Here is a 12,155-nt window from a genome sequence, read left to right as displayed (position 1 = left end):
CCCATGCCCCTGACCGGTCCCGCCCTGGGGGCGCTGCGCATCCTGCTGGTGGAAGACTCACCGGAAGATGCCGAGCTGATGTCTGAACAGATGCTCGACGCGGGCCTGGAAGCCCGCTTCGAGCGTGTCGAGAGCGAGGCCGAACTACGCCAGGCACTGGCCAGGTTCCAGCCGGACATCGTGCTGTCCGACCTGAGCATGCCGGGGTTCTCCGGTGATGACGCGCTGCGCATCGTGCGCGAGACCTCGCCGGAAGTGCCCTTCATCTTCGTCTCCGGCACCATGGGTGAGGAGAACGCAGTGGCGGCGCTGCAGAAGGGCGCCAACGATTACATCATCAAGCACCTGCCGGCGCGCCTGCCGTCGGCGGTGGCGCGTGCGATCCGCGATGCACGCAGCGCGGTGGAGCGTGCACGGGTGGAAACCGAACTGATGCGCGCGCAGCGCCTGGAAAGCCTGTCGCTGCTTGCCGCCGGCCTCAGCCATGACCTGCGCAACATCCTGCAGCCGTTGCTGATCATGCCGGACCTGCTGAAGGCGCGTACCGAGGATCCGCAGCTGCACCATCTGGCCGATGTCATCGCCGAGTGCGGCCGGCGTGGCCACGAGATGGCCGAATCGATGCTGTCGTTCGTGCGCGGTTCGCGCAAGCCGAGCGAGCGCATCGAGATCGATGGCCTGTTCGATGCGGTGGCACTGCTGTTGCGCAGCAACGTGCCCGATGCCGTGCGCCTGGAACTGCAGGTGCAGGACGAAGGCCTGGTGGTCGATGCCAACTACACCGAGCTGCAGCAGGTGATGCTGAACCTGGCGCTCAACGCGATCCAGGCGATGCCCAATGGCGGCCGCCTGAGCCTGACCGCCAGCCATGCCGGCCAGCGCGATGGCGTGGACTGGATGCACATCCGGGTCGCCGACGAAGGCATCGGCATGGATGCGGACACGCTGTCGCACCTGTTCAATCCGTTCTTCACCACCAAGGCCGATGGCACGGGCCTGGGCCTGATTTCCTGCAAGCGCATCGTTGAAGGCGCCGGCGGCAGCATCCACGTCAGCAGCCAGTCGGGGCAGGGCACCTGCTTCGAACTGCGGCTGCCGATGCACGAGGCCATCGATGGCAGCGAGCCGATCGAGCAGCTGGTGGCGCTGGGCAGCGGCCAGTCGATCCTGGTGGTCGATGGCGAAGCCACGCGCCTGTCGCTGCTCGGCAACGCGCTGTCCAGCCAGGGCTACCAGTTGCAGCTGGCCTCCGATGGCCCGGCGGCGCTGCGCTGGATGCAGCAGGAGGCGATGCCGGCGCTGGTGATTGCCGATGCCGGCTCGAAGTTGCTGCCGGCCAGCCAGCTGCTGGGCGAGATGGCGACGTTGGGCTATCGCGGCCCCGCGCTGGTGCTGGAGGATGCGGCAGTGACGGTACCGGCCGATGCGTTCCCTGCGGGTGTCGAGGTGCATGTGCTGCACAAGCCGCTGCAGATGCAGCAGGTGTTCCGCGCGGTGGCCGAAGCGCTGGGCTGATGCTGCGGTAGTGCCGGCTGCTGGCCGGCATCCGCGTGCGGTGGGATCATTGCGGTTGCCGGCCAGCGGCCGGCACTACCGGTCCAGGGTTTCCCAGGGGAACCGTGGCAGCGCATCCACCGCCTGTTCCAACCGCCGCGACCAGTTCTGGTGGATGTCCGCATACAGCGCTGAATCCGCGCCCAGCCGCAGCTGCTGGCCGATGCGCAACTCGCCGTCGCGCAGCAGCGCCAGGTCGATCGGCAGGCCCACCGACAGGTTGGAACGGATGGTGGAGTCCAGCGAGACGATGGCCGTGCGCGCGGCATCCTCCAGGTGTGTGGCCGGGCTGAGGATGCGGTCGAGGATCGGCTTGCCGTACTTGGATTCACCGATCTGCAGGTACGGCGTCTCCGGCGAGGCGGCGATGGCGTTGCCGAGCGGATAGATCATGTACAGCCCGGGGCGCTCGCCGGCGATCTGGCCGCCGAAGATCAGCGTGGCCTGGGTATTGACCCCATCGTGGCCATGTTCGCTGTGGTTGCTGTGCACCTGGCTGTCCACCAGCAGCTGGCCGACGTACTCGGCGGCTTCGAACAGGTGGGCCATGTCGCGCAGGTTGGGCGTGCGCCGTTCACCGGCGTCGCGCCCCAGGCGCGACACCAGCAGCTGGGTGGTGGCCAGGTTGCCAGCCGCCATCAGCACGTAGGCTGCCTGGCCGGGGTACTCGAACACGTGCAGCTTGCGGTGCACGCGCACATCGTCCAGCGAGGCATTGGTCCGGGTGTCGGCAGCGAAGACCAGGCCTTCGTCCACCTCGATTCCAACGCAATAGGTCATGTCGGTGCCCTATCATGTGCGTCCCGGATTGTAGGCAGGCCGCCGTGACGACGGCATGTCCACGCCCCCCAAGTGCCGTCACCTGAACCGCATGACCACCGTGCTCCTGAGCCTGGGCAGCAACGTCCAGCCCCGTCGCTACCTCCACGCCGCGGTGGCGGCCCTGCGCGAGCGCTTCGGCGCGCTGCAGGTGTCGCCCGCCTACCGTACCGCCGCGGTCGGCTTCGATGGCCCGGCCTTCCTCAACAATGCGGTGGCGATCGAAACCGACCTGCCGCTGCAGGAACTGGACGACTGGCTGCATGCGCTGGAAGACGCACACGGCCGCGACCGTAGCGGGCCGCGCTTCTCCGACCGGACCCTGGACATCGACGTGGTGTTCTACGGGGATCTGGTGGTGGAAGGTCCCGGCCACCTGCGCATTCCGCGCCCGGAGCTGAAGCATGCCTTCGTGCTGAAGCCGCTGGCCGACATCGCGCCGGGCTTCATCGACCCGGTCAGCGGGCAGGACCTGGCCACGTTGTGGCGTGCGCACAGACAGTTTGGCGAGACGTTCGAGGTCGTGGACCTGGAATGAGGGTGGTTGCCGGCCAGCGGCCGGCACTACCGGTAGTGCCGGCCGCTGGCCGGCAACATTTCAACTGACCGTACGCCCGCCATCCACGCGCAGGGTATGGCCAGTGACGAAGCTGGCTTCGGCCACCAGCCAGTACACCGCCTCGGCGATCTCCTCGACGGTGCCGATCCGCGCCAGCGGCGTGCGTGCCAGCAGCGCTTCGCGGGCGAAATCGTCCTTGCCCTGTTCCGGCCACAGGATCGCCCCCGGCGCTACCGCATTGACCCGCACCTTCGGCGCCAGCTCCAGCGCCAGCGAGCGGGTGGCCATCTCCAGCGCGGCCTTGGCCATGGTGTAGGCGATGTGGTCGCGCATCGGGTCGGTGCCGTGCAGGTCGGTCAGGTTGACGATGCAGCCCTGCTGGCGGCGCAGGTAGGGCGCCGCCGCCTGTGACAGCAGCAGCGGCGCGCGTGCATTGACCGCATACAGCTCGTCCATCGCCTCGGCGGTGACCTGGCCGAGCGGGGTGGGGAAGAAGTTGGAGGCGTTGTTGACCAGCGCATCCAGCCGGCCGAAGTGGGTGACGGCCTGTTCCACCAGGTCGGCCAGGGCGTCGGCGTCACGCAGGTCGGCCTGCAGGGCCAGCACGCTGCCGGGGCGCACGTTGTCGAAATCGAACGCGGCCTGCTGCAGCTCGGCGCTGGAGGTGTTGGCGTGCAGCACCACCGACCAGCCACAGGCATGGAACTGGCGGGCGATGGCCGCACCGATCCGGCGCGCGCTGCCGGTGATCAGGACCACGGGGTGGGTGTCGCTCATCGAGGGTCCTCCAAGGCTCGGCTATCCTGTGCACCATTGTCACCGCATTCGAAGACGCCATGCAGCCCACCTTCCCCCTGCCCGAAGCCGATGCCCTGGCCCACAGCGACCAGCTGGCCGCCGCCCTGCGCGCCGAAATCCTTGCGCAGGGCGGGGCGATGCCGTTCTCCCGCTTCATGGAGCTGTGCCTGTACACCCCCGGCTGGGGCTATTACAGCGCCGGCGCCAGCAAGTTTGGTGGCAGCGGTGACTTCACCACCGCACCCGAGCTCGGCAGCCTGTTCGCCGGCAGCGTGGCCAATGCGCTGGCCCCGGTGTTCGCCCAGTTGGGTGCGCAGGCGCGGATGCTGGAACTGGGCGGCGGGACCGGCGCCTTCGCCGAGGCGGTGCTGCTGCGCCTGGCCGAGCTCGACGCACTGCCGTCGCGCTACGCGATCCTCGAACCCAGCGCCGACCTGCGTGAGCGCCAGCAGCAGCGCCTGCAGCAGAACCTGCCGGCCGAGCTGGCCGCACGCGTGGACTGGGTCGACCGCCCGTTCGAAGAGGACTGGGAGGGCGTGGTGTTCGCCAACGAGGTGATCGACGCATTGCCGACCCCGCGCTTCCTGATCCGGGATGGCGAGGTCTACGAGGAAACCGTGGAGCTGGATGCCGAAGGCAACTTCATCCGCGGCGCGCAGCCGGCCGACATCCTGCTCAACGGCGCAGTGCGCCATATCGAGCGCTACCTGGAAAAACCCTTCGCCGAGGGCTACCGCTCCGAGGTGCTGCCGCAGCTGCCGTACTGGCTGCAGGCGGTGGCCGGCGGCCTGCAGCGCGGCGCGATGCTGTTCGTCGATTACGGCTACAACCGCGGCGAGTTCTACCAGCACGACCGCGACGATGGCACCGTGCGCGCCTTCTACCGCCATCACGTGCATAACGACGTGCATCGTTGGCCGGGCCTGCAGGACATCACGGCGTCGGTGGATTTCACCGCCATGGCCGAGGCTGGCATGCACGGTGGCTTCGAGCTGGCCGGCTACTGCAGCCAGGCCAGTTTCCTGCTCGGCAACGGGCTGGACCAGGTGCTGCTGCTGGCCGAGGAACGCACCGATGAAGTGGGCCGCATCCAGCTGCGCGACCAGGTGAAGAAGCTGACCCTGCCGACCGAAATGGGCGAGCGCTTCCAGGCCATCGGCCTGCAGCGCGGCGTCGACTTCGAACCGGCCTTCGAGCTGGGTGACTTGAGCTGGCGCCTGTGAGCGCGGCGTTGCCGGTGATCAAGCCGCTGCGTCGGCCACGGTTGTGGACCGTACTGTGGGCGACGGCGGTGCTGCTGGTGATCGTGGTCTGCCTGATCCCGCCGCCGCCGATTCCGCTGCCGGAAAACAGCGACAAGGGCGAGCATTTCCTCGCTTACTTCATCCTGGCGGGCAGCGCGGTGCAGCTGTTCCGGCGCGGGCGGCCGCTGCTGTGGGTGGGCGTGGGCCTGGTGCTGATGGGCATCGGCATCGAGTTCGCGCAGGGCGCACTGACCAGTAACCGCACGGCGGATCCGATGGATGCGATCGCCAACACGATCGGCGTGCTGGCCGGTCTGGCTACGGCACTGACCCCGCTGCGCGATCTGCTGCTGCGCTGGCGCGGGTAAAGGCGTGCCAACCAAGGTTGGCACCCACCCGTAGATCCACGCCATGCGTGGATGAGCTGCCCGGGGTGCCGACCAAGTTCGGCACCCACCATGACAGACCTGTCATTACTTCCCCAGCGTGACCTCATCCAGCACCCACATCGCCGGGCGCGTATCGCCGGTGAAGTTGATGCACAGGTCACCGGCGCCCTGGGTTCCCTTCGGCAGCGTCGCGCGCAGGGTCACGAAGCCATCGGCATCGGGCTTGGCCGGCAACGCTACTTCAGCCAGCACCTTGCCGCTGCAGTCGCCACGACGCACCTGCATCTCGCCATGCGCGCGCTTGGCCTTCTCGAAACGGCGCTTGGGTTCGTCGTGGGCCAGCTGGAAGTAGTACGGGATGCGACCTGCACGCACTTCCACGCTGCCGATGCCGTCCAGCTGCGCCTGCGGCCAGCGCCAGCACGGCTGGAAGATGTCCACGTTGAACACCGCACGGGGGCCCTCGCGTGGGCCATCGTCTTCCAGGCGCAGCACCAGCCCCTTCTTGCCCACGCAGCTGAGCAGTTCATCGCTGCGGCGGCTGAGCAGCGATTGTGCGCTGAAGTCCGCGACCGTCGGCTTCGCCGCCAGCATCTGGCCCTGGTAGAACGCGGCGGCCTGCACGGCGGCGGGCAGCTGCGCCGTCAGCGGCTGCTGGTACAGCGGCGACTGCGCGGTCACCGGCTGGCCATCGGTGCTGTAGCGCACTTCATAGCCCAGCGGATTGGCCAGCGACACGGTCACCGTGTTCTTCGCGCGATCATCGGTGTAGTCCACGCCTACTTCGAACGGAGTCTGCGCATAGGCCAGGCCCCAGGCACGGTAGCGCTGCAGCTGCGCCGGCAGGCGTGCGAGGAAATCGCGGAAGTCGCGATGTTCCGGCATGCTCCAGCCGGTCTCGGCCACGGCGGCCAGGCGCGGGAACAGGTTGTGCTGCAGGCGTGCATAGCTGCGCGTGTGTTCGGTGAACATGTTGGCCTGCAGGCCGAGGATGTGCCCGCGCTTGTCGGCGGCCAGTTCGGCCGGCACCGGCTCGAAGTTGTAGAGCTTGCCAAGGTTGACCTGGGTCGGGCGGCCCGGCGGTTCGTTCGGTGAGGCCGTCTGCAGGTAGTCCAGGTACAGGTAGCCGACGGGCGACATGATCACGTCATGCCCGGCACTGGCCGCAGCGAGGCCACCTTCGGTGCCCTGCCACGACATCACGGTGGCCTGCGGCGGCAGACCGCCTTCGAGGATCTCATCCCAGCCGATCAGGCGCCGGTCGTGTTCCTCCAGGAACGTCTCCAGGCGCTTGATGATGTGGCTCTGCATGGCCATCTCATTCTTGATGCCCAGCGCACGCATGCGCTGCTGCACCTGCTTCGAGGCTTCCCACTGGTCCTTGACCGCCTCGTCGCCGCCCACGTGCACGTACTTGGCCGGGAACAGTTCGATCACTTCCTCCAGGACGTTCTCGAGGAAGGTGACGGTGCTGTCTTCCACGTTGAACAGGTTCGGGAACACGCCCCATTCGCTGATCGGCTTCAGCGGGGTATTGATCGAACCCAGTTCCGGATACGCGGCGATCGCTGCGGTCGCGTGCCCCGGCACATCGATTTCCGGAATCACCTGGATATGCAGCTTCGCGGCATAGGCGATCACCTCGCGGATCTGGTCCTGCGTGTAGAAGCCGCAGTACGGGTGCTCCTGGCCGCTGGCCGGATCGATGCCGCCATCGCCGGCCGGCAGGCGGCAGCTGCCCACCTCGGTCAGCTTCGGGTAGCGCTTGATCTCCATGCGCCAGCCCTGGTCATCGGTGAGGTGCCAGTGGAAGGTGTTGAGCTTGTGCGCAGCCATTGCGTCGAGCACGCGCTTGATCTCGTCCAGGCTCTGGAAATGCCGCGCCGAGTCGAGCATGAAGCCGCGCCAGCTGAAGCGCGGCGCGTCCTGGATCTGCACCGCTGGCAGCACGCCGTTGCTGCCGCCGGTGGCCAGCTGGGCGAGGGTGGTCGCGCCATAGAACAGGCCGGTTTCGTTGCCAGCCTGGATCACCACGCCCTGCGCGGTGCTGTCCAGCGTGTATCCCTCACCGCTGTCGCGGAAGGTGGGCACGATCTGGAAACGGATGCTGCCGGCCTTGGCTGCAGCCTTGCCCTTGGCCGGGGTCAGGCGCGGGCCACCACTGCGGGCCAGCAGGTCCGCGAACTGGGCAGCGACGCGCTGTGCGGCTTCGCCTTCGGCCTGCAGCACGGTATCGGCGCGCACGGTGATGCCGCTGCCCTGGCCACGTTGCACAGTGGCCGGGGCGGGGATCAGCATCAGGCTGCCAGCACGCAGCTGCGGGCCGGGCGCTTCAGCGGCGGGCGTGGGATCGGCGGCGAGCGCCGGCATTGCCGGCAGCAGGGCGAGCAGGCTGCCCAGCAGCACTGCGCTGCGCATCCGGGCGCGGGAAGGCTTGACCATCGGAACGACTCCTTGGAACGGTGCGATGAACGCTATACATGAAAAACGCCGGGCCCGGAATGACCCAGGCCCGGCGTGCGTGCACGACTCGGCGATGTTGCCGCCGCTGGATCAGTACTTGAAGCGGAAGTTGAGGTAGTACTGGCGACCGTTGCTGTAGAACGAGGTCGGAGTGGCCGCGCTCTGGTAGTACTTGTAGGTCGGGTTGTTGAGGTTCAGCGCATCGAAGCTGACGCTCATCCAGTCGGTGGCCTTGTAGCTCAGCGATACCGACAGGGTGCCGAACGCGTCCTGGTAGTAGGGGTTGGCACCCGACAGACCGATCAGGAACGACGAGCGGCGGGTGTAGCTGACGCGTGCGCCGAAGGTATCGTTCTCGAAGTAGGCACCCACGTTGTAGGTGTTCTTCGAGGTGCCCAGCAGATTGTGGCTGCCGTCGGCCCAGGTGTGCGAGGTGCTGCCATCGGCGTAGGTGTAGTTGGCGTTGACGCCGAAGTACTCACCGATCGGCTGCTCGTACGCCACTTCCATGCCGGTGACCTTGCCGTCGGCGTTGACCGGCACCGAGACCTGGTAGGCCTCCAGCTGGTGGGTCAGTTCGCTGAACAGCATCTGGGTCTGGGTGCCGAAGGCCACGTAGTCCTTCAGGTTCATCGAGTACGCACCCACCGACAGCAGGCCGCGCGGCATGAAGTACCACTCGACGTTGGCGTCGAAGTTGGTCGACAGCACCGGCTTCAGCTTCGGATTGCCACCGCCACCGGTCTTGTTCAGATCCGAGCCCCAGGTCGAAGCACCCAGCGCCGAGAAGTCCGGCAGGGTCTGGGTCTGCGACGCGGCGAAGCGGAACACCAGGTCATCGGCCAGATCGAACTTCAGGTTCGCGCTGGGCAGGATGCGGTCGTGCTTGTTGTCGAACGACAGCGACTTCCACATGCCGAACAGGCTGCGGACGTCGGCGTTTGCCGCGTCGGTGACGGCCTGGTAGGTGTCGATGTCCTGCTTGATGTTGACATAGCGCAGGCCGACGTTGCCGCTCCAGCGGTCGCCGCTGAAGTTGCCCTGCACATAGGCGGCGAAGTTCTTCTCGGCAACCTTCCACTCGGCACCGTAGTTGTGGCGGCCGGTCGGGCCGTCATTGCCGGACAGCCAGGTGGAGTTGTTGGTCACCGCATCCTTCAGCGCGCCCGGGGTGAAATACCACAGGTCGCGCGGGAAGCTGCCACCGATGCTGCTGGCGAAACCACCCGGGAAGCCTGCGGTCGCACCGTTCTTCAGTGCATCCCAGATCGCGCCCGGGGTTGCGCCTTCCGGCGACTTGGATTCGCGCTTGTGGTCGGCGAAACGGGCACCGAAGTCGATCGAGTTCAGTGCGCCGGCATCGCTGAAGTACTGGTTGAAGTCAACGTTGACCCACTTTTCCTTATCGATCGCGGTCACCTGCTGGTTGCCCCAGGTGCCGAATTCGGTCACGCCGCCCGGGCTGATGTTGCCACCGACATTCCAGTCGATCGGCGAACCATTGCCGTGGGTGGCCCAGGTTGCACCACCACCGCGGGCGAGGTTGACCTCGGCGATGTACTGGCGCGGTGTATCGCCGGTACCCTTGGTGCTGCCAGCCTGGAACTTCATGCCCAGGTTGTCATTGATCTGCCAGTCGGCATCGAAGGTGATGTAGTTGGTCTTGGCCTTCGACTCGCGGTAGATCATGTCGTACACCGCGTAATCGCGGTCGGCCTGGCCAGCGAAGGTGGCGTTGGTCAGCACGCCATCCTTGACCACATAGCCCGGGTTCGGGGCCTGGCCCGGAATCAGGATCTTGTTGCCATTGGCATCTTCAACGGTGCGGTCGTTGAGGATGCGGCCGCCCCACAGCATGAAATTGCGGTTGTAGTTGTTCGCCTTCAGTTCCGAGCTGAAGCCTTCCAGGCCCAGGGTCAGGTTGTCCATAGGCTTGAACTGCAGCGAGATCAGGCCGCCCTTGCGCTCGCGGGTCTGTTCGAACAGCGTCGAGCCGAGCAGGCCCGGCGCGTACACGCCGGCCAGATCCGGATTGGACTGGGCCACCGTGCCGGTCGGATCGATCTTGAAGAAGCCACCCGGGATTTCCTGCGCTTCGCGGCGCAGCTCGCGCTTCTGGCTGAAGGCCTGCACCATCACGCCGAAGGTGTTGTCGTCGTTCTTGTAGTTGAACAACGCCGACAGCTGCGGGTCATTCGACTTCGCCTGGTCCGAACGCACCGCACCGATCGAGGCCTCAGCCGAGATCTGCTTGGAGAACTCCAGCGGCTTGCGGGTGAGGATGTTGACGGTACCGGTGGTGCCGCCGTCCTGCAGCTTGGCCTGCGAGGACTTGTTCACTTCCACCGAGCGAACCAGTTCCGACGGCAGCAGGGCGTAGCTGACGCTGCGGCCGACGTTGTTGCCCTGGCTGAGCACGAACCAGTCGGCCGAGCCGACGGTGTGGCCGTTGATCAGGGTCTGGGTCAGGCTAGGGCTGGTGCCGCGCAGGCTGACACGGTCGGCTTCGTCGAAGCCGCCTTCGTCGGCGCTGGATGAGCTGATGTTGACGCCCGGCAGGCGCTGCAGGGTGTCGGCGACGTTGTGCGCGGGCAGCTTGCCCACGTCTTCGGCGGTGACCACTTCCACGCGTGCGTTCGCTTCGCGCTTGGTGTCCAGCGATTTTTCCATCGAACCACGGATGCCGGTGACCTGCACGGTGTCCAGGTCGGTGGCGGTCTGGGAGGCCTGCTGCGCGTGCGCACTGAAGGCGATGCAGCTGACGATGGCGGCCGAAAGCAGGGTCTTGCGGGTGTTCATGATGTCTCTCCTCATCACTCGATTGGATGCCGGCGGCGGTGTTCGATTACGGTTGCGAAGACATGCGCGGGGCGGCGGCGAAGTCCCGTGCGTTGGCGTGCCACGTACTGCGTGCTGCGATTGCGTTGAAGCCTGTTGCGGTGTCAGGCGGCCGACTGCTGCTGCAGGTACCAGCTGGCAGCGCCGACCACGCCCAGCTGGCCGTGTTCGACGACCTTCACCGGGATGCGTGCCAGCGCTTCGCCCATCGGCCCCTTCTGCAGGTAGCGTTCGACGAAGGTGCTGGCGTGCAGGTATTCGCGGATCTGCGGCAGGATGCCGCCGGCCAGGTAGACGCCACCGTGGGCGCCGTAGAACAGCGCCATGTCGCCGATGGTGCTGCCGAGCAGGCCACAGAACACATCCAGCGCCTGGCGCGCGTGCGCATCGGTATCGGCCATGGCCGCGGCGGTGACTGCATCGGGGCTGGCCAGGGTCGGTGCCTGCCCCTGCAGCGCGCACACCGCGCGGTACAGGTTCATCAGGCCCGGGCCGGAGATTGCATGCTCGATCGACACGTGGGCGCGGTCGCGCTGCATGTGGCGGACGATGGCCATTTCCAGTTCGGTGCTGGCCGCCAGGGTCGGCTGGCCGGCTTCGGTCGGCAGTACCACCGGACCGTGCGCGGTGGGAATCCACAGCGCGGCGCCGAGGCCGGTGCCGGGGCCGACCACCAGGGTCGGGCCACGCGCAGCGGTGTCCGGCCCGCACAGGTGCAGCACGCCGCTGGCGTCCACCTGCGCGGCGGCATAGGCCACCGCTTCGAAGTCATTGACGATGTAGACCCGCTGCAGGCCGACGTCTGCTTCCACCTGGCGCGCCGACAGCGGCCACGGCAGGTTGGCGGTGATCACCGTGCCGTCCTCGCGGGCGTAGCCGGCGCTGGCAACCACGCAATGCGTGGGCCGCGGGCCTTCGCCAAGGAAGTCGGACAGGATCGCGCTGAGGCCGGCATGGTCGGCATTGCGGTACTTGCGGTACTCCAGCACCTGCACCGGGTGGGCGGCATCACCGCTGGCCTGGACCCGGGCCACGCGCACATGGGTGCCACCGACGTCGGCGGCCAGGAACGAGGGCGCGACTCGGGACAGGACATGGGCCGGGGCGGGGTGGCTGGCGGTCACGCGGGCTCCTGCTGCAGGTGGGGCCGGACCCGGGATCGGGGGCGGCGATTGGGGCGGAGTCTGTAACCCCGCTGACAACGATGTCAACGAGTTCGTGACACTTTCGTTGCTGCGTCGCAACGAATGCGACATGCAGTAAACGTTTACATGGCGTGAGCATGGGTTTCACGCGGGAACCGTTGCTGCAAGGGGATCAAGGGCTGTGGCGCATTCAGCACACGGCGCTGTGATCGGGTTGCGCAGTGCAGCACGAGGTTCACGGGGCTGCGCATGGAAGTTGACAAACCGCGGTTGTCCATCGAAAGAATGTGACAACGTTGTTCCCAGCCACTCTCCGACGCCGCGTTCTGCGGCCGTCGCCGCAGGA

Annotated in this window: 9 protein-coding genes; 4 read left to right on the top strand and 5 right to left on the bottom strand. The window is 66.9% G+C overall.

The window, feature by feature from the left end:
* Window positions 1–3 precede the first annotated feature (3 nt).
* Window positions 4–1,515 (top strand): ATP-binding protein, encoded by a 1,512-nt coding sequence (locus D5301_RS01030; protein WP_153854535.1) that lies wholly within the window; start codon window positions 4–6, stop codon window positions 1,513–1,515.
* A gap of 75 nt (window positions 1,516–1,590) precedes the next feature.
* On the opposite strand, the gene D5301_RS01025 is transcribed toward D5301_RS01030, so the two are convergent.
* A complete protein-coding gene (locus D5301_RS01025) occupies window positions 1,591–2,334 on the bottom strand; it encodes a 20S proteasome subunit A/B (protein WP_135967721.1) in 744 nt (247 codons plus the stop codon).
* Between the two features lie 91 nt (window positions 2,335–2,425).
* Here D5301_RS01025 and folK point away from each other — a divergent pair, with 91 nt between their 5' ends.
* A complete protein-coding gene (gene folK / locus D5301_RS01020) occupies window positions 2,426–2,911 on the top strand; it encodes a 2-amino-4-hydroxy-6-hydroxymethyldihydropteridine diphosphokinase (RefSeq protein WP_110713711.1) in 486 nt (161 codons plus the stop codon).
* 60 nt (window positions 2,912–2,971) lie between these two features.
* On the opposite strand, the gene D5301_RS01015 is transcribed toward folK, so the two are convergent.
* A complete protein-coding gene (locus tag D5301_RS01015) occupies window positions 2,972–3,709 on the bottom strand; it encodes a pteridine reductase (protein WP_024957037.1) in 738 nt (245 codons plus the stop codon).
* A gap of 59 nt (window positions 3,710–3,768) precedes the next feature.
* Here D5301_RS01015 and D5301_RS01010 point away from each other — a divergent pair, with 59 nt between their 5' ends.
* Window positions 3,769–4,953 (top strand): SAM-dependent methyltransferase, encoded by a 1,185-nt coding sequence (locus tag D5301_RS01010; RefSeq protein ID WP_010480950.1) that lies wholly within the window; start codon window positions 3,769–3,771, stop codon window positions 4,951–4,953.
* On the top strand, window positions 4,950–5,342 hold the full coding sequence (locus D5301_RS01005; protein WP_180855458.1) for a VanZ family protein: 393 nt from the start codon (window positions 4,950–4,952) through the stop codon (window positions 5,340–5,342). Before D5301_RS01010 ends, D5301_RS01005 begins: the two co-directional genes overlap by 4 nt.
* A gap of 105 nt (window positions 5,343–5,447) precedes the next feature.
* Here the strand turns inward: D5301_RS01005 and D5301_RS01000 are convergent, their stop codons facing one another.
* The 3 genes from D5301_RS01000 to D5301_RS00990 form a co-directional block, all read right to left on the bottom strand.
* A complete protein-coding gene (locus D5301_RS01000; RefSeq protein WP_153854533.1) occupies window positions 5,448–7,805 on the bottom strand; it encodes a family 20 glycosylhydrolase in 2,358 nt (785 codons plus the stop codon).
* Between the two features lie 111 nt (window positions 7,806–7,916).
* A complete protein-coding gene (locus D5301_RS00995; protein ID WP_153854532.1) occupies window positions 7,917–10,625 on the bottom strand; it encodes a TonB-dependent receptor in 2,709 nt (902 codons plus the stop codon).
* A gap of 143 nt (window positions 10,626–10,768) precedes the next feature.
* Window positions 10,769–11,788, bottom strand: coding sequence for a glucokinase family protein (locus D5301_RS00990; protein ID WP_197561812.1), 1,020 nt, complete (start codon window positions 11,786–11,788; stop codon window positions 10,769–10,771).
* Between the last annotated feature and the right edge of the window lie 367 nt (window positions 11,789–12,155).

The sequence above is a fragment of the Stenotrophomonas sp. MH181796 genome (genome assembly GCF_009659995.1).
Lineage (GTDB): Bacteria > Pseudomonadota > Gammaproteobacteria > Xanthomonadales > Xanthomonadaceae > Stenotrophomonas > Stenotrophomonas riyadhensis.
Note: the sequence above shows the minus strand (reverse complement) of the source record. Positions and strands in the feature narration are given on the sequence as shown.